Raw genomic sequence first — 18,715 nt, 5'->3', positions numbered from 1 at the left:
CATGACACTAGACAACCATTCCAGCCGTCCCACCCACCTGGCCGGCCTTGATTTGCTCGCTTCGGCCGTGATCCTGCTCGACGGCGACGGCCGCATCGGCTATGCCAACGCGGCGGCGGAAAACCTGCTGGAAAGCTCGCTGAAGGCGCTGTCGCGGCAAAAGCTGACGGCGCTGTTCCTCAATCCCGAGGAACTGGCCGGCATTTGCGCGCAGGCGCTCGAACATAAGTTTTCTGACTTGCGCCAGGACCTGAGCCTGGAACGCCTGGGGCGCGAACCGCTGCGCGTGCACAGCATCGTCAGCGCCCTCGACGCACCTAGCGACGGCGTGCTGATCGAACTGCGCGAAAACGTGCAGCAATTAAAGCTCGACCGCGAGGAGCGCATCCTCGACCAGAGCCAGGTCAACAAGGAGCTGATCCGCAACCTGGCGCATGAAATCAAGAACCCGCTGGGCGGCATCCGCGGCGCGGCCCAGCTGCTGGAGCTGGAACTGCCGGCCCTGCACCTGAGCGAACTGCGCGAATACACGCAAGTCATCATCAAGGAGGCGGACCGCCTGCAGACCCTGGTTGACCGCCTGCTGGCGCCGCACCGCCGCCCGCACATCGTGGGCGACGTGAATATCCATGAAGTGTGCGAACGGGTGCGCAGCCTGATCCTGGCAGAGTTTCCCAGCGGACTGACCATTTCGCGCGATTACGACGCCTCGATCCCCGAGTTTCGCGGCGACAAGGAGCAGCTGATACAGACCGTGCTCAATATCGCGCATAACGCGGCGCAGGCCTTGGCCGAGCGCATCGAGGCGGGCGACGCGGAGCTGATTTTCAAGACGCGCGTGGCGCGCCAGGTGACCCTGGCCAAGGTCCGCTACAACCTGGCATTAGACTTGCATATCATTGACAATGGACCGGGCATCGCACCCCAGATCCGCGACCGGATTTTCTACCCGCTGGTGTCGGGCAGGGAAGGCGGCAGCGGGCTGGGGCTGACCTTGGCGCAAACCTTCGTGCAACAGCACCTGGGCGTGATCGAGTGCGAAAGCCGGCCTGGATACACCGATTTCAGAATCGTTCTCCCCTTGCCATAAGCGAGGCAGTATCCCACCCATGAAATCCATTGCGGGACGCACACACTAATGAAGCCAATCTGGATAGTTGACGACGACGAATCAATCCGCTGGGTGCTGGAAAAAGCCCTGGCGCGGGAAAATCTCGCCACCAAGAGTTTTGCCAATGCGCGCGACGCCATCGCCGCACTGGAATTTGACACGCCGCAAGTGCTCGTGTCCGATATCCGCATGCCGGGCGCATCCGGCCTGGAACTGTTGCAGACGGTCAAGTCGCGTTTTCCCGGCTTGCCGGTCATCATTATTACCGCTTTTTCCGACCTCGATTCGGCCGTCGCGGCCTTCCAGGGCGGCGCCTTCGAATACCTGGCCAAGCCGTTTGACATCGACAAGGCCGTCGAGCTGATCCGCCGTGCGCTGGAAGAGAGCCTGCGCGAGACGAGCGTCGAATCGGGCCCGTCGGAAACGCCGGAAATCCTCGGCCAGGCGCCGGCCATGCAGGAAGTCTTCCGCGCCATCGGCCGTTTGTCGCAATCGAATGTGACGGTGCTCATCACGGGCGAATCCGGTTCCGGCAAGGAACTCGTGGCGCGCGCGCTGCACAAGCACAGTCCGCGCGCGGCGCAGCCGTTCATCGCGCTGAACACGGCGGCGATCCCCAAGGATTTGCTCGAGTCCGAACTGTTCGGCCACGAGCGGGGGGCGTTTACGGGCGCGCAAACGACGCGCCGGGGCCGCTTCGAGCAAGCCGAGAACGGCACCCTGTTCCTCGATGAAATCGGCGACATGCCGTTCGACCTGCAGACGCGCTTGCTGCGCGTGCTGTCCGACGGGCATTTCTACCGCGTCGGCGGCCATCAGCCGATGAAAGCAAACGTGCGCGTGATTACCGCCACGCACCAGAACCTCGAGCAGCGCGTGCGTGACGGCCTGTTCCGCGAAGACTTGTATCACCGCCTGAACGTGATCCGCTTGCGCCTGCCCAGTTTGCGGGAGCGGCGCGAGGATATCCCCATCCTGGTGCGCCACTTCCTGGTGCAAAGCGCGCGCCAGCTGGGCGTGGAAGCCAAGCGCATGAGCGAGCCGACGATGCAGTTCCTCAGCAGCCTCGATTTGCCCGGCAATGTGCGCCAGCTGGAAAATCTGTGCAACTGGATCACCGTCATGGCGCCGGGCCAGACGGTGGAAATCAAGGACTTGCCGCTGGAATTGACGCAGGGACAGGGCGATGGCGCCGCGCAGGCCGTGGCCGCTGATGCGCCGCCGGCGAATGTTGCTCATGTGCAAGGCGGCCAGGTATTCGAAGCTGTCGCGCCCGCCAACGGCGCGCCGCCGGGCTGGATCGGCTTGCTGGAATTGCAGGCGGCCGGCATGCTGGGCGCAGGGCAGCAGGAAGTCATGGCCGTGCTGGGGCGGCAATTCGAGTCGGCCCTGATCAAGACGGCGCTCAAGCATACGCACGGGCGCAAGAACGACGCCGCCGTGCGCCTGGGCATCGGCCGCAACACCATCACCCGCAAGATCTCCGAACTGGGCATCGACGGCGCCAAGGACGATTGACGCCTTGCCGGACGGGGGCTCCCCCGTCCGCTTTTTCTTGCGGTGTTCCTTACACGCTACAACACCCACAGCAGGCGATAAGGTAAGCTGGCGCCTGCCGGACTGTTTCGTCCGGTCTTAACTTTCATTGTGGAACTGTATGCTGATTAACTGCGTGGCCTACCAGGATGGCAAAAAACTGGCCGACTTGCCGATCGACGATATCAGCGATTACGTCGAGCGCCCCGATTGTTTCGTCTGGGTCGCCCTGCTCGACGCCACGCCGGACGAGCTGAAACAGATGCAGCACGAGTTTTGCCTGCACGAACTGGCGGTGGAAGACGCGCAGCGGGGCCACCAGCGCCCGAAGATCGAGGAATATGGCGATTCCCTGTTTGCCGTGGTGAAAACCGTGGAAATGGTCGAGAATGAACTGGTGCTGGGCGAAGTCGACATTTTTGTCGGCGCCAATTACGTGCTTTCGTCGCGCAGCAACAGCTCGCAGGGCTTCCTCGGCGTGCGCGCGCGTGCCGAGCGCGAACCGCACTTGCTGCGCCAGGGCTCGGCTTTCGTGCTGTACGCGCTGATGGACGCCGTCGTCGACCGCTACTTTCCCGTCCTCGACGCGCTGGAATCGGAGCTGGAACTGATCGAGGACCGTATCTTCGACCGCGGCACCGAGCGCGACAATATCGAACGGCTGTATCAATTGAAACGCAAGGTCATGGTCTTGCGCCACGTGGTGGCGCCCCTGATGGAAGCGGTGGGCAAGCTGCACGGCGGGCGCGTGCCGCCGCTGTGCCACGATACCCAGGAGTATTTCCGCGACGTGCACGATCATCTGGCGCGCATCAATGGCACGCTCGATACCATCCGCGACACCATCAGCACGGCCATCCAGGTGAATCTGTCGATGGTGGCCATCGACGAGAGCGAAGTGAACAAGCAGTTGGCGGCCTGGGCGGCCATCTTTGCCGTGTTCACGGCATTTGCCGGCATCTGGGGCATGAATTTCAAGTTCATGCCGGAGCTGGACTGGCATTATGGCTATCCGGCCGCCGTGGCAGTGATGAGCTGTGTCTGCGGTTATATGTATTACTTGTTCAAGCGTTCCGGCTGGCTTTAAAAAATTCCTGTGTATCTGTATTATTGAACAATATCCAGGGGTACAATCGCGGCAGGTCCGCTGGGGCGGGTCATGGCTGAGAATCGCCGCGCCGGCAGCTGTGCCTGCGCTGCCGGTGCCGTGCAGGAGCATTCATGAGTATTCCGTTGTTTGATGTGAATTCGCAAGAACCCCTGTTCGATCCCGAGCAGCGGCGCACCCTGGCGGAAGCGGCCCTGCGCTCGATCACCGCCTCGACGGCGCACGCCCGTGGCGACGACTTCCTGCGCATCCTCGTCAAGGACCTGGCCGAAGCGCTCGACGTGCAGTATGTGATCGCCGGGCGCCTGGTGCGCATGGACGATGGCAGCGAAGGCATCCGCACCCTCGCCCTGTGGGGCGGCAATGGCTACCAGCCGAATATCGAATACAGCCTGCAGCACACGCCTTGCCAGGACGTCACCTGCCAGAGCATGTGTTTTCACGGCAGCGATATCCAGCGTCGCTTTCCATTCGATACCCTCCTTGTCGACATGCATGCGGAAAGCTATGTCGGCATGCCGCTGATCGATACCGATGGCAAGACCCTGGGCATCCTGTCGGCCATCGACACGCGTCCCATCGATGAAAACAAGCGTTTGCTGGCCTTGCTGCTGCTGTCGATCTTCTCGGCCCGCGGCGCGGCCGAACTGCAGCACCAGGAGCGCACGCAGCAACTGGAAGAAATCGTGCGCGTGCGCACCGAATCGCTGCTGGCGGCGCAGGCGAACCTGATCGAGCAGGAACAGATGGCGGCCCTCGGTTCGCTGGTGGCCGGTGTCTCGCATGAAGTCAACACGCCCATCGGCGTGGCGCTGACGGCCGCGTCGAGCATGGGCAGCTATGCCGACCAGCTGGTGCAGCTGCTGGGCGGGGCCAAGGTCAGCCGTGCCGAACTGATCGACATCGCCGAATCCCTGAAAGGTGCGGCGGCCTTGATCGAGCGCAACCTGGCGCGCGCCGCCGACCTGATCGGCAATTTCAAGCAGCTGGCCGTGGACCAGGTCAGCGAATACGTGGCCGACCTGGCGCTGCACGATTATGTGCACGGCCTGGTGTCGGCGCACAGTCCTGAATTGCGCAAGGCGGCGCTGGGCGTGGAACTCGACATCGCGCCCGATTGCCAGGTGCGCCTGGCGGCCGGCAAGCTGTCGCAAATCCTTTCGAACCTCTTGATGAACAGCGCCCGCCACGGCTATCCGCACGGCGGGCCGGGGCGCATCACGATACGCGCGCGCATCGAGGAGGAAGAGGGGGAAGACGCAGCCGGGCGATGGCTGCTGCTGGAGTTTTCCGATGACGGCATCGGCCTGGCGCCGGCCGTGCGCGAACATATGTTCGAACCGTTTTTCACCACCAAGCGGGGCCAGGGCGGCTCCGGCCTGGGCATGCACATCGTCTACACCATCGTGCAGCAGCTGGGCGGCCAGGTCAGCGCCATCGATGCCACGCCAGGCTGTCATATACAGATCAGGCTGCCGCTGGCAGCCTGAGGCTGGCTTAGCGCGCCGCCATCGACAGCGCCACCGCCTCGGCCACCTTGATGCCGTCGACGGCCGCCGACAGGATGCCGCCCGCATAGCCGGCGCCTTCGCCGGCGGGGAACAGGCCCCGTGTATTCAGGCTTTGCAGGTTGTCGTCGCGGCGCTTGATGCGGATCGGCGATGAGGTGCGCGTTTCCACGCCCGTCAGCACGGCATCGGCCTTGTAATAACCCTTGATCTGCTTGTTGAACGCCGGAAACGCTTCGCGCAGGGCCGTGATCGCGTATTCGGGCAGCGAAGGCGCCAGATCCGTCAGGTGCACGGCCGGTTTGTACGACGGCACCACGCTGCCGAATTCCGTCGAGGCGCGGCCGGCCACGAAGTCGCCGACTAATTGCCCTGGGGCATCGTAGTTGCCGCCGCCGAGGGCGAACGCGCGTTCTTCCAGTTCGCGCTGCAGGGCCATGCCGGCCAGCGGGTCGCCCGGGTAGTCGGCCGGCGTGATGCCGACGACGATGGCGCTGTTGGCGTTGCGCTCATTGCGCGAATACTGGCTCATGCCGTTCGTCACCAGGCGGCCCGGTTCGGATGCGGCCGCCACCACCGTGCCGCCCGGGCACATGCAGAAGCTGTAGACGGAACGGCCATTGCTGGCGTGGTGCACCAGCTTGTAGTCGGCCGCGCCCAGGATCGGGTGGCCGGCGCTGGGGCCGAAGCGGCAGCTGTCGATCAAGGATTGCGGGTGTTCCACGCGGAAACCGATCGAGAACGGTTTCGCTTCGATGTACACGCCGCGCTTGTGCAGCATTTCGAACGTGTCGCGCGCGCTGTGGCCGATGGCCAGCACGACGTGGTTGCTGGCGATGGTTTCGCCATTCTCCAGCACCACGCCACGCACCTGGCCGCCGTCCGGGCCGGGCGCGATGTCGAGATCGACCACTTTGCTGCTGAAACGGTATTCGCCGCCCAGCTGTTCGATATTCGCGCGCATTTCCTCCACCATCTTGACCAGGCGGAAGGTGCCGATGTGCGGCTTGCTCACGTACATGATTTCTTCGGGCGCGCCCGCCTTGACGAATTCCGTCAGCACTTTGCGGCCGTAGTGCTTGGGGTCCTTGATCTGGCTGTACAGCTTGCCGTCCGAGAAGGTGCCGGCGCCGCCTTCGCCGAACTGCACGTTCGATTCCGGGTTCAGTTCGCGCTTGCGCCAGAAGCCGAAGGTGTCGACCGTGCGTTCGCGCACCTGCTTGCCCCGTTCCAGGATCAGGGGACGCAGGCCCATCTGCGCCAGGATCAGCGCCACGAACAGGCCGCAGGGGCCCGTGCCGATGACGATGGGGCGCGGTTCGGTGCTGTGGCCGGCCAGCTGTTCGCCGCCGGCGACGAATTTGTAGTCGGTGTCGGGCGCGGGCATCAGGTGCACGTCGTGCCGCAGGCGCGCCAGCACGGCCGCTTCATTCTTGACGTCCACATGCAGCGAGTAAATCAGCACCACGGCGCTGCGCTTGCGCGCGTCATAGCTGCGCTTGAAGACGGTAAAGCCGAGCAGATCGGCCGCATCGATGCCCAGGCGCGCCAGGATGGCGGCGGGCAGGGCCGCTTCGTCGTGTTCGAGGGGGAGTTTTACTTCGTTGAGTCGCAACATGGTGTCTATCCGAAAAGTGCAGGGCTCCGTATCTAGCGGAGAGTGGGCAGCCGCGTGGCGCGGCGCAAGGCGGCATTTTACTCCTTCCGGCGGGCAATGCATTGCCTATGGTTCCAGCCTGGAAGCCGCCGTGCGCCGGGTTTTTAAAAATGACAATGTCATAGCTGTATCGCAACAAATGTAACTGCCAACGCTGTTACGGTCCAGTGGACATGGGCAGGCCGGCAGTGGGGAATGGATGGGCGCAGGCAATGTTGTTCTGGCGCAAGCAGCAGGGGGAGCGGCAGTGCACAGCATGTTGTTGCTGCAAAAAAACAACATTTCACCGCAGGCGCGGTCGGCGCCTTGATAGCGCCGCGCACCGGCTTTGCCAGTCTTTCATTTGCTGCATTTGCACAATCGCTAATGAGCAGGGAAAGCAGCCTTCTTTTTCAGGTCTCAAGAAGGGTAAAGAGGAGTAATTTCGCGCAAAATTGTAACGGTGTTTTGTAAATATCCTTTTAGTTTTTTGTTGCATTGCAATATATGTATCATTGCACAAAAAAACGACACTAACGCACTAATTTAAATTGTTTCTGCACTATTGCCGAATAATGTATGGGATAAAAGTTGATTGTATGAATTTAGATATTGTTCCAAAGCCATACTACCTTTCTAATAAATTGACATCGTTCAGTGCCATATGGTTCCATGTAGTCGCTGCGTCACATTTGTAACGTTTTGACACATTTACTGGGAAAACCTTTACCCAGGGGTTTCCTTACAAAAATTCAGGCACATGTCCAGAAGGAGTTTTTTACATGAAGTTACGTATCAAACCTATGCCAGTTGCGATCTTGCAAGTTTTTGCAAGTGGCGCACTTTCCGTTGCAGCTATTTCCCCGGCAATGGCTCAACAAGCTGCCGCCAGCGAGCCTGTGCAACGCGTTATGGTGACCGGTTCGCTGATCAGCCGTACCGATAGCGAAACCGCGGCACCAGTTCAGGTAATCACTGCAGCCGAAATCCAGCGCAGCGGTAAAACCTCGGTTGCCGAGCTGCTGCAGGATCTGGCTTCCAACGGTGCGGGTACGCTCGGTACGGGCTTCTCTGGCGCATTCGCCAACGGTGCATCGGGCGTCTCGCTGCGCGGCCTGACCGTTGGTTCGACGCTGGTGCTGATCGACGGCCACCGCATGTCGCCTTACGCGATCGGTGACGATTCGCAACGCTCCTTCGTTGACGTCTCCAACATTCCATTCGATGCCATCGACAGCATCGAAGTGCTGAAAAGCGGTGCTTCCTCGCTGTACGGCTCGGATGCGGTCGCTGGCGTGGTCAACATCAAACTGAAGAAAAACTTCACGGGCACCCGCTTCTCGGCTGACAGCGGTACCACGGAACATGGCGGCGGCACGACCAACCGCGCTTCGTTGAGCACCGGTTTCGGTGATCTCGACACCGACGGCTACAACGTTTTCGCTACCGCCGAATGGCGTCGCCAAGGCGCGATCAAGGTCGACGACCGCAAGCAGTACGCCTGGGACCAGCTGGACTGGCGTCCACGTGGTGGCCAGAATCTGACTTTCGGCGTGCCAACCGCCCGCAACGGCTTCCTGACCGCAGCGAACTCGCCATTCCTGTATAACCCTTCTGGTGCGGGCGGCGCGCAAAACGCGGCCAACTTCGTCTTCCTGGATCCTAAATGTAATTACACTACGTATCGCGCCGGCGGCTGCGCGGTGGAGGATAAATACGCCTTCATCCAGCCTGAAACCGAGAACAAGAATTTGCTGGTCGGTTTTACCAAGAAGCTGCCGCAAGACTGGGAAATGTCGGTCAAGGCTTCGATCTTCCAGCGTGATAACCTGAACAATCGCGGCTTGCCAGGAGCTTACTCGCCGACCTCGTTCGCCGGTACCAACGTCAATAACAATGGCGTACTGATCCCGGGCTTCGGCGCCATGCCTAGCACCACGTTTGCTCCCGGTGCAGCTGTCGGTGCCAACGTGAACAACCCGTTCGCCAATAATGCACGCCTGTATGGCTACATTCCTGGCCTGGACGGCAACTCGCAGCAAAGCAACACGGCGACCACCACCCGTCTGGCGATCGACCTGACTGGTGCCGCGATGGGCTGGGATCTGCAACTGGCAGGCGGCTTGACCAAGTCCAAGGCAGAAGTCGATTACAGTGGTTTTGTTGACCGTGCCGCTTTGTACAGCCTGCTGCGCTCCGGTGCGTGGAATGCAGTGGGTGGTAATTCGCAACAGCTGATCGACCAGGTGTCGCCACGCTTCTCGAACACGCTGGAATCGAAGCTGAACTACATCGACGTGGTCGGTTCGCGCGAACTGATGCCGCAACTGGGTGCAGGCCCGCTGAAACTGGCAGTTGGCGCCCACTGGCACAAACGTACCTGGGATGCGCCACCGTCGCCACTGACCCTGAACGGTCAAGTTGGTTCGACGTCGGCTTTCGTGTTTGGTGAAGAGACCAACAAGGCTATTTTCGCCGAGTTGGCAGCCATTCCAGTGAAAAACGTCGAGTTCAATCTGTCGAGTCGCTATGATAAATTTGACAATAATAAATCGTTCACCCCGGCAGCAACGCTGAAATGGACGCCGACCAAGGAAATCGCCTTGCGCGGTACCTTCGCTCGTGGTTTCCGCTCGCCTAACCCGGCAGAGACAGGCAATTCGGGTTCGTTCTTCCTGTACCACGGCATCAACGATCCTATCCTGTGCGCCAACGGCCAGCAGTACACCGCTGGCAACGTACCAAGCTCTTGCAACATCCAGCCTACGTACGTACAACGTCCGAACAAGGATCTGTCGCCAGAGAAATCGAAATCGTACACCCTGGGTGCCGTGCTCCAGCCATTCAAGGGCTTGAACGCGACCATCGACTACTACAACATCGAAGTGCGTAACCAGATCGTGACCGCCGCCGGCAACGATCCTAGCTACCGCGAGACGTTTGTGCGTGGTGCCGCCGTGCCGATCGACATCGCTACTGGCGTAGGTACGGGCGTTGCTCAGGGTACCCCATCGGTTGGTCCTATTCTGTTTGCAGAATCGGCCTACATCAATGGTGGTTCGACCAAGACCTCCGGCGTGGAAACCGATATCGGCTACCGTTGGAACCTGTCCGAAAACGGCATCATTCGTGCCAACCTGAGCTATGCTCACACCATCAGCTACGAGCAAACCGTTGCTGGCGTGACTTACCAGCTGGCAGGAACCCAAGGCCCGACGGTGGTTTCCGGCGCAACCGGTTCGCCGAAAGACCGTGCGCAGCTGAGCCTGGGCTGGACCCGTGGTCCGCTGGACGTGAATGCCACGCTGAACTACACCAGCAGCTTCTCGGCACTGGACCCATCGGTGGGTGCTACCGATTGCTCCAAGGCATCGGCTGTCATCACCAGCCGTCCTTACTACCAGAACCTTACGCAGCCTGATCAGTATTGCCACGTGCCATCGTTCACGACGACCAATCTGAACATCCAGTACAAGGTCAGCCCGAACCTGACATTGAAAGGTTCGATCCTGAATCTGTTCGACCGTCAGCCACCGTTTGACCTGAGCACCTACGGCAATGCCACTGTACAAACCACGTACAACGCATCGCTGCACCAGGCAGGCGCTGTTGGCCGCTTCCTGAGCCTGGGTCTGGCATATACCTTCTAATATAGCAAGGTGAGCAAGGCGGCAGCGATGCCGCCCCGTTCTTCGAAAGGGCGGGATGACTGAAGAGTCATCCCGCCCTTTTTTTATGGCTATCGCACAATCAGGTGTGGAGGCATACCTAAAGTTGCCTTCAAGAATACCTTGCGCACGGAATCGGATACCAGCAGGGAATGTGCGTAGTCGAGCCACGAGGTCGCGTGGTGCAAGGGGCCAGCTGCATGCCGCTGAACACAAGTAAAGATGCGCCCGCAGGGCACGTGACGGCCGCGCCGGAGGCCGTGTGCATGAACATGCGGGTGCAAGTGTTTCGAGTGGCAGGCGGGACAGTGCAAGCGTACTTGCGCAGCGTGTTCAAGGAGCACCATGATCGCGTTTTGCGGCGTGTTGCCAAGCAGCAGGGGCCGAGGAAGATTCCTGGAGTGTCCCTGCTTGCCGGGGACCGCGAGCATATCAGCTGTTGCCGCCAGACACAGGCCAAGATCGCCGGCGCTGCCGCTGGACAGGGAACGGCATACGACGCTTGCGTTTCAGGGCGCTTCCTGCGCGTGCAACACCTGTTCCGGCTATGCGGAAGGCCTGATAAGGGTGGGCATCAGCAACTGCCCGGCACGGCGTAGGGCTAGTGCAAGTGGGTGTCCCGCTGCTTGAGCGCAAAAACATACCCGCGCAGGACCGTGATCGCTTGCCCGGCCGGGAAGGGGCGCATTCACTACTCAAGGCACCAGGACGCTATTTAACAGTAGCCTGACGCAGGTTGCAGTCGTACCTGCACCCTATTGCGGCGCACCATACCGGTGCGTTGGCCCGTCGTTTTGCAGGCTGGTTTGTACAGGCAATGTGGCCGGCCGAACTGGCCGACAATTGCCGAAGTCAGGCAGCCTTGCCAGTTTTCAGATATCACTCATTTGTATGCTGAATATGTTTCACGGCATGGCATTTTATCCACGGCAGTTCGCTTGCTTATTCGCCAAGCTAAAGGGATCGAAAAGAAATTGAGAATAGGGATGTATAGGCAATTGCTCGGTTTTTCTATTGAGTTGCATGGACAAGGTCGTATTGCAGAGACTTCTGCGGATTGGCCAAGGCTCCAGACCGCCAGAAGGATGGCATCGAGGGGGAGGCAGGACGGCGTCTGCTGAGGCCGTCATCTTCGCGAGCATGCCCGGATGGCACGGCTTGATATTGCCGACAACAATATATGCGTCGACATGATGCTGCTCTATAACTGGCGCATTGCATCAGTGCGGAGTTTCTCGGTGATTGCCGCAGTCATATGCCGGATTATTCTTGTTATTTCCGAATTGGATATTTTTTGGATGCTGCTGATTTTATTCGTTTCTCGCGAGCTTGCCGGGGTGAGTGTTTATGTTTGATATTCGATTTTTAATGATGTATATGAAGTTGCCATTTTCTTCGATGGTGATTTTTTTGAAATATCCATTCAAGAGCGAATATTCTTTTAAATCGTAATTATTCAATGTAATTGAAAATCCCAACTTTCGGCAATTTAATTTCATGAAACGTTGTTGTTTTGCAACATTTATCCTGTCATGCCAAGGGGGTAAAGGCGCTGTTTCAAGGGCTACGTGCATCGCAGCATGCCCGCAGCTTGCCGCATCATGTCTGCAAGGCGCACGCCATAATGCACGGTCTCAAAGTACATTTTTCACATATTCTTATTCTCTTTTTCTGCACTGCATCAAAATGGTGCGCTGCTGCACCATTTTCGCTGGTTTGTTCAATATTTCTCCGTTTATTTAAATTGTTGTTTGTTTGCATCATATTTTCCCGCTATGTTGACAGTGAACAATCGCCTATGGTTTTATGTGTCTCTTAGGCAAGAGGGTTCTTCCTGTTTTGTCTGAGGACTGCCATATCATTGGTGGGGGAGTGTCAAATTATCAAAAAACTAAAACCGGAAATAAAAACGTATTAAACATGATTTAGTGCTTAAATTTACCAAGCAACTCTACCAGAGACGCTTAATCTAATAATTAGGAAACCACATGTTGAGAAAAACTGTTTTAGTGCGTGCCCTGGCGCTGGCCTTCAGTGCCGGTGCCATGTCCACGATGGTCGTTGCGCCTGTCATGGCACAATCGAACGCAGCCGGTACGATTTTTGGTACGGTTGATGCGCCTGCTGGCGCCACCGTGTCGCTGCAAAACTTGGATACAGGACTGAAGCGTACCGTTACGGTAGAGGCCAACGGCCGCTATACGGTCACGGCGTTGCCTATCGGTCGCTACAAGGTTGATCTGGTCCGCGATGGCAAGGTTGTCGAATCGAAGGAAACGGATGTTGTGATTGGCCAGGGTGTGGATGCATCCTTCAGTTCCAAAGTGCAGGCCGTGCAAGTGACGGGCCGCCGTAACCGTATCGATGTCTCGAATACCAATAATGGCGCGATCTTTACCGCCAAGGAACTGGATAAGTTGCCAGTTGCCACGAACTTGAGTTCGATCATTTTGCTGGCGCCGAACACCACGCGCGCTGACTCCGCTTATGGCGGCACGAGTATCGGCGGCGGCGGCGCATCGGAAAACGCGTTCTATGTCAACGGTTTCCCTGTCACCAACCCGCTGACCCAGCTCGGCTCGTCGGAACTGCCGTTTGGTGCCATCGCTCAAGCCCAAGTGCTGACCGGTGGTTTCGGTGCGGAATTCGGCCGCTCCATCGGTGGCGTGCTCAACGTCACGACCAAGAGCGGTACCAATAATTGGGAATTTGGCGCAACAGCTGCCATTACGCCAAATTCGATGCGTTCGGACCCGAAGAATATCTACTATGCAAACACTGGCGAGAATCCGGCTACGGACGGCAAGCTGCATTTCCGCCGTGACACCAGCCAGAGCACGCAGAACTACTACGGCGCGTACGTGGGTGGCCCGATCGTGGAAGACAAGCTGTTCATGTTTGTCGCCGTGGATCAAACCGCAACCAAGACCGGCATCGCCAACAGCACCGCCAGCACCACCTTGGCACGCGATGGCTGGGCTGACCGCCGTGTAGAACAAACCCGCTACCTGGCCAAATTCGACTGGAATATCAGCGATAACCATCGTCTGGAATGGACGTCGATCGGCGATACCACCAAAGATCGCCAGCGCGCGTATGGTTTGAACACCGACACGTACAAGTCGAACGGCGTCAAGTACTCGGAACAGAACGACAAGAACGGCGGCGGCAACGGCGCCGAGTCGAATGCGCTGAAGTACACGGGCCAACTTACCGATGACCTGGTCTTCACGACCTTGTACGGCATCTCCAAGGCACCGCGCAGCACCACGTACGAAGACTATGACGTCAATGGCATCTTGCGTTCGGTCGCTTCCACCGTGGCTGGCCGTGTGCCTGAGCTCGACGCGCAAAACCTGTACCGCAACTACCAAAAATATGCGGGTGCGACCGGCAACATCACCAAGCCTGGTAGCGACAAGGTGAAATCCTTCCGTGCCGACTTGGAATACAAGCTGGGTAGCCATACCCTGCGCGTCGGTGTCGATCACAATGAAATCGATTCCGTTAACGCTGGCCAGTTCCGTGCTGGTGGCGGTTCGTGGACCTATCGTACGGTAGGTGAGACAAATGCCTTTAAACCGGTCAACCTGTCGGGCGGTCGTCCTGGCGTGGTCGGTGATTTCGGTGGTTACGGCACGCGCGGTTTCTACGCACGCCTGTCGGACTTCTCCAGCGTGACGGATGCTTCGGCAACTCAATCGGCGCAATACCTGGAAGATCGTTATCAAGTAACCAAGAACTTGCTGATCACGGCTGGTTTGCGTAATGAGCAATACACCAACAAAAATGGCGATGGCGAAAAATTCATCGATGTGAAAAACCAGATCGCTCCGCGTCTGGCCGCATCGTGGGACGTCTTTGGCGACGCCTCGATGAAGGTATTTGGTAGCGCCGGTCGTTATCACCTGCAATTGCCTACCCAGGTCGCTGCACGTGCCGCCAGCCGTTCGACCTTGATTACGCAGGACTTTACCTATACCGGTATCGACGCTCAAGGCCAGCCTACGGGCCTGGTTGCCATCAATACCCCGATCTCGCCAGACAATGAGTACGGCCAACGCAAGGACGTGCGCAGTGTCGTTGTCAAAGATCTCAAGCCTAACTACCAGGATGAAATCACGCTGGGCTTTGAAAAAGCCTACAACCCTAGCCTGAACTTCGGCGCCAAGGCAACCTACCGCAAACTGGGTGCCGGTATCGATGATAGCTGCGATACCCGTCCGCTGCGCGCGTATGCCGCCAAAAACGGCATTCCTGTTTCCGCTACGGATATTCCTTGCTTCATCTTCAATCCGGGCGAAGATGCAACGGTATGGTTGAACGGTTCCGATGGCAGCGGTCGTTATGTACACCTGTCCAAAGAAGAACTGGGTTTCCCGAAAGTGAAACGTACGTACGCTGCTCTGGACTTGTTTGCCGAACATCCATTCCGCAATGGCTGGTATGGCAAGATCAACTACACGTGGTCGCGTAGCTACGGCAACATGGAAGGTCAAACCCGTTCCGATACCGGTCAAACCGACGTTGGTACCTCGGCTGGTTGGGACTTCCCTGAGTTCACTCCGGATTCGATGGGCTTGCTGCCTAACGATCGTCGTCATCAGTTGAAAGCATTCGGCTACTACGAGTTCACTAACGAGTGGTCGGTTGGCGCCAATCTGTTGATCCAATCGGGTCGTCCGAAAACTTGCTTGGGTACCAACCCGGTTGCCGATGCAGGCGAAGACAATCCATTCGGCGGCCCTGGCTACGGCGCAGAGTACTACTTCTGCGGCGGCAAACCGACCCCACGTGGCAGCCTTGGCCGTATGCCATACGAAAAGCGTCTTGACATGAACGTGGCCTACAAGCCAGCGATTCTGAAAGGCGTCGAGTTCAAGATCGACGTGTTCAACGTCACCAACTCGCAAACGGCAACGGCTCGTCAAGAAACTTACGATGACGGCAGCGGCGAAGGGATCCTGGCTAACTACGACGAATACCGTACCCTGCAAGCAGCACGCACGGTCAAATTGTCGGTCGAGTACAACCACAAGTTCTGATGCAAGCTGACAGCTTGAGTTGACCTTTGGGTTGGCTCGGCTGTCCTGCTGGCGCACCGCGCAAGTGGTTCGCTGGAAAAAAAACACCCCGCAAGTGTCGCCACTTGCGGGGTGTTGTTATTTTTGGGCAGTGTTTACATCCCGCCCCACAGGGCACTCAACGTCGCCAGCGCCGTCAAGCCCGCCGTTTCCGTGCGCAGGATGCGCGGGCCCATCGCCAGGCCGATGGCGCCGGCGGCCATGGCCGCCTTTTCTTCCGCCTCCGAAAAGCCGCCTTCCGGGCCCACCATCACGGTGATCGCCTGCGGCGGCTGGTGGCGCGCCCAGTCGGCCAGCGACTGCTCCGCGCGCGGCGTCAAAATGATGCGCTTATGTAAATCTTGTTGCTTGCTCCAGCTATTGAACTCCTGCAGCGGCGCCAGCTGCGCCAGGCGGTTGCGGCCCGACTGTTCCGATGCGGAAACGATGATCGCTTGCCAATGCGCAAGTTTTTTCTCGGCCCGCTCGGCGGACAGGCGCACCACGCAGCGCTGCGCCGACAGCGGCACGATGCCGGCCGCGCCCAGTTCGATGGCTTTTTCGATGATCCAGTCCATCTTCGACGCTTCCGGCAACGCCTGCGCCAGGGTCACGGCATACGGCAGTTCCGCCTCGCGCGCCACGTGCGCCTGGATTTGCGCCGTCACGCTGCGCTTGGCGACCGCCACCAGGCTGGCCTGCACTTCGCCGCCTTCGCCATTGAACAGGGTGATGACGTCGCCCGGCGCCAGGCGCACGACCTGGATATGGTGGGCGACAGCCTCCGGCAGGGAGACGGTGGCGCCGGCGACGAGCGGCTGGGGGCAGAAAAAACGCGGCATGCAAATCCTCAACGGGGGGTAAGTGGGGTGGAAAGACGTCAAAGTATAGCCATTTGGCGGGCCAGTACGCCGCAATTCTAATTTGCGGCCCCCCAGTCTGGTAAAATAGTTGACTACAGAAAGCAGCCGGCTTCCCTGTCCGCGCTGTTGCAAACGAATCCCAAACTCGCGACTGACCCACACCATCATGACAACTACGCTCCCGACTACCAAAATGGCCAATGCGATCCGCGCACTGGCAATGGACGCTGTACAAAAGGCCAACTCCGGCCATCCAGGCATGCCGATGGGCATGGCCGAGATCGCAGTTGCCCTGTGGAGTGGTCACTATCGCCACAATCCCGCGAATCCGAAATGGCAGAACCGCGACCGTTTCCTGTTGTCGAACGGCCACGGCTCGATGCTGCACTACGCGCTGCTGCACCTGACGGGCTACGACCTGTCGATGGATGACATTAAGGCCTTCCGCCAGATGCATTCGAAAACCCCGGGCCACCCGGAAGTCGATATCACGCCCGGCGTGGAAACGACCACCGGCCCGCTGGGCCAGGGCATCGCCAACGCCGTCGGCATGGCCCTGTCGGAGCAGTTGCTGGCCGCTGAATTCAACAAGCCTGGCCACGACATCGTCAACCACTACACCTACGCCTTCGTCGGCGATGGTTGCCTGATGGAAGGTATTTCGCACGAAGTGTGCGCACTGGCCGGCACCCTGGGCCTGAATAAACTGATCGCCCTGTACGACGACAACGGCATTTCCATCGACGGTAAAGTGGAAGGCTGGTTCACGGACGACACCCCGGCCCGCTTCGAAGCGTACGGCTGGAACGTCATCCGCGCCGTCGACGGCCACGATGTTGCCGCCGTGGCTACCGCCATCGCCGCCGCCAAGACGGCCAGCAAGCCAACCTTGATCTGCTGCAAGACCATCATCGGCAAGGGTTCGCCGAACCTGCAAGGCGGCGACAAGGTCCACGGCGCCGCGCTGGGCGACAAGGAAATCGCCGCCGTGCGCGAATACATCGGCTGGGATGCCGCACCGTTCGAGATGCCGGCCGACGTGTACGCCGCCTGGGATGCGAAAGAGCAGGGCGCCCTGCTGGAAAAAGACTGGAACGAGCGTTTCGCCGCCTACGCCAAGGAGTTCCCGCAGCAAGCCGCTGAATTGAGCCGCCGCATGCAGGGCGAACTGCCACAGGCATTCGAAGCGGCCCTGAGCGCCGCCATCGCTTCCTGCGTGGAAAAGAAAGAAAACATCGCGACCCGCAAGGCCAGCCAGAACGCCATCCAGGCACTGGCGTCGTCGCTGCCGGAATTCCTCGGCGGTTCGGCCGACCTGACCGGTTCGAACCTGACCAACTGGAAAGAGTGCGTGGCCGTGCGTTCGGGCCAGCCTGGCAACCACATCAACTACGGCGTGCGCGAATTCGGCATGAGCGCCATCATGAACGGCATCACCTTGCACGGCGGCTACATCCCGTTCGGCGCCACGTTCCTGACGTTCTCCGACTACAGCCGCAACGCGCTGCGCATGGCCGCCCTGATGAAACTGCGTTCGATCTTCGTGTTTACCCACGATTCGATCGGCCTGGGCGAAGACGGCCCGACGCACCAATCGGTCGAGCACGTCTCGTCGATGCGTCTGATCCCGAACCTGGACAACTGGCGTCCATGCGACACCGTCGAGTCGGCTGCTGCCTGGGGCGCCGCCGTGCGCCGCAAGGATGGCCCATCGACCCTGATCTTCTCGCGCCAGAACCTGCCGTACCAGGAGCGTAGCGCCGAACAGATCGAGAACATCTTCCGCGGCGGCTATGTGCTGAACGACGTGGCCGATGCCAAGGCGATCCTGATCGCCACCGGTTCCGAAGTGGAACTGGCCGTCGCCGCCGCCAGCGCGCTGGCCTCGGAAGGCATCAATGTGCGCGTGGTGTCGATGCCGTCGACCGACGTGTACGACCGCCAGGACGCCGCCTACAAGGCCAGCGTGCTGACGAAGGGCGTGCCGCGCGTGGCCATCGAGGCGGGCGTGACCAGCTTCTGGTACAAATACGTGGGCCTGGAAGGCGCCGTGGTCGGTATCGACACGTTCGGCGAATCGGCGCCGGCCGGCGTGCTGTTCAAGCACTTCGGCTTCACGGTCGAGAACGTCGTAGCCAAGGTTAAAGCCGTTATCGCTGGCTAATATTGATTTTGAGCAGACCCTGGCAAGTAATGCCGGGGTGCTGTGCTGATACCTTTTT

General features: G+C 59.4%; 10 protein-coding genes. 8 read left to right on the top strand and 2 right to left on the bottom strand.

The window, feature by feature from the left end; genetic code table 11:
• The first annotated feature begins 1 nt into the window (after nucleotide 1).
• The 4 genes from glnL (at nucleotide 2) to IGS61_RS05805 (ending at nucleotide 5,245) form a co-directional block, all read left to right on the top strand.
• Nucleotides 2–1,090 (top strand): nitrogen regulation protein NR(II), encoded by a 1,089-nt coding sequence (glnL, locus tag IGS61_RS05820; protein ID WP_230538737.1) that lies wholly within the window; start codon nucleotides 2–4, stop codon nucleotides 1,088–1,090.
• A gap of 48 nt (nucleotides 1,091–1,138) precedes the next feature.
• Nucleotides 1,139–2,629 carry a nitrogen regulation protein NR(I) gene (ntrC, locus tag IGS61_RS05815; RefSeq protein WP_230538736.1) on the top strand — a complete coding sequence of 497 codons (1,491 nt, stop codon included), beginning with the start codon at nucleotides 1,139–1,141 and terminating at the stop codon, nucleotides 2,627–2,629.
• 139 nt (nucleotides 2,630–2,768) lie between these two features.
• Nucleotides 2,769–3,734, top strand: a complete 966-nt coding sequence (gene corA, locus IGS61_RS05810) for a magnesium/cobalt transporter CorA (RefSeq protein ID WP_034760218.1) — start codon at nucleotides 2,769–2,771, stop codon at nucleotides 3,732–3,734.
• A 134-nt stretch (nucleotides 3,735–3,868) separates the two neighbouring features.
• Complete coding sequence (locus IGS61_RS05805) at nucleotides 3,869–5,245, top strand: GAF domain-containing sensor histidine kinase (RefSeq protein WP_230538735.1); 1,377 nt, start codon at nucleotides 3,869–3,871, stop codon at nucleotides 5,243–5,245.
• A 7-nt stretch (nucleotides 5,246–5,252) separates the two neighbouring features.
• Here IGS61_RS05805 and IGS61_RS05800 read toward each other — a convergent pair whose 3' ends face one another.
• Complete coding sequence (locus tag IGS61_RS05800) at nucleotides 5,253–6,881, bottom strand: NAD(P)/FAD-dependent oxidoreductase (RefSeq protein ID WP_230538734.1); 1,629 nt, start codon at nucleotides 6,879–6,881, stop codon at nucleotides 5,253–5,255.
• 800 nt (nucleotides 6,882–7,681) lie between these two features.
• Between IGS61_RS05800 and IGS61_RS05795 the strand changes: the two genes are divergently transcribed.
• From IGS61_RS05795 to IGS61_RS05785, 3 genes are all read left to right on the top strand, one after another.
• Entirely contained in the window at nucleotides 7,682–10,549 is a 2,868-nt protein-coding gene (locus tag IGS61_RS05795; protein WP_230538733.1) for a TonB-dependent receptor, read from the top strand.
• A gap of 1,208 nt (nucleotides 10,550–11,757) precedes the next feature.
• Entirely contained in the window at nucleotides 11,758–11,922 is a 165-nt protein-coding gene (locus IGS61_RS05790; RefSeq protein WP_230538732.1) for a hypothetical protein, read from the top strand.
• Nucleotides 11,923–12,555: 633 nt separating this feature from the next.
• Nucleotides 12,556–15,612: a TonB-dependent receptor gene (locus IGS61_RS05785; RefSeq protein ID WP_230538731.1), complete on the top strand. Its 3,057-nt coding sequence runs from the start codon at nucleotides 12,556–12,558 to the stop codon at nucleotides 15,610–15,612.
• 134 nt (nucleotides 15,613–15,746) lie between these two features.
• Here the strand turns inward: IGS61_RS05785 and IGS61_RS05780 are convergent, their stop codons facing one another.
• On the bottom strand, nucleotides 15,747–16,472 hold the full coding sequence (locus IGS61_RS05780) for a 16S rRNA (uracil(1498)-N(3))-methyltransferase (RefSeq protein ID WP_230538730.1): 726 nt from the start codon (nucleotides 16,470–16,472) through the stop codon (nucleotides 15,747–15,749).
• Between the two features lie 187 nt (nucleotides 16,473–16,659).
• Between IGS61_RS05780 and tkt the strand changes: the two genes are divergently transcribed.
• Complete coding sequence (tkt, locus tag IGS61_RS05775; protein WP_230538729.1) at nucleotides 16,660–18,657, top strand: transketolase; 1,998 nt, start codon at nucleotides 16,660–16,662, stop codon at nucleotides 18,655–18,657.
• Nucleotides 18,658–18,715 lie beyond the last annotated feature (58 nt).

The sequence above is a fragment of the Janthinobacterium sp. FW305-129 genome (assembly GCF_020858115.1).
GTDB lineage: Bacteria > Pseudomonadota > Gammaproteobacteria > Burkholderiales > Burkholderiaceae_D > Janthinobacterium.
The sequence above is the reverse complement of the archived record's forward strand: the minus strand, read 5'-3'. Positions and strand labels throughout refer to the sequence as shown.

Bases quoted from the DNA above. Each gene is read 5' to 3' on its own strand.
- IGS61_RS05790 (WP_230538732.1), top strand. From the start codon at position 11,758: ATGATGCTGCTCTATAACTGGCGCATTGCATCAGTGCGGAGTTTCTCG.
- glnL (WP_230538737.1), top strand. From the start codon at position 2: ATGACACTAGACAACCATTCCAGCCGTCCCACCCACCTGGCCGGCCTT.
- IGS61_RS05785 (WP_230538731.1), top strand. From the start codon at position 12,556: ATGTTGAGAAAAACTGTTTTAGTGCGTGCCCTGGCGCTGGCCTTCAGT.
- IGS61_RS05795 (WP_230538733.1), top strand. From the start codon at position 7,682: ATGAAGTTACGTATCAAACCTATGCCAGTTGCGATCTTGCAAGTTTTT.
- IGS61_RS05805 (WP_230538735.1), top strand. From the start codon at position 3,869: ATGAGTATTCCGTTGTTTGATGTGAATTCGCAAGAACCCCTGTTCGAT.
- tkt (WP_230538729.1), top strand. From the start codon at position 16,660: ATGACAACTACGCTCCCGACTACCAAAATGGCCAATGCGATCCGCGCA.
- IGS61_RS05780 (WP_230538730.1), bottom strand. From the start codon at position 16,472: ATGCCGCGTTTTTTCTGCCCCCAGCCGCTCGTCGCCGGCGCCACCGTC.
- ntrC (WP_230538736.1), top strand. From the start codon at position 1,139: ATGAAGCCAATCTGGATAGTTGACGACGACGAATCAATCCGCTGGGTG.
- IGS61_RS05800 (WP_230538734.1), bottom strand. From the start codon at position 6,881: ATGTTGCGACTCAACGAAGTAAAACTCCCCCTCGAACACGACGAAGCG.
- corA (WP_034760218.1), top strand. From the start codon at position 2,769: ATGCTGATTAACTGCGTGGCCTACCAGGATGGCAAAAAACTGGCCGAC.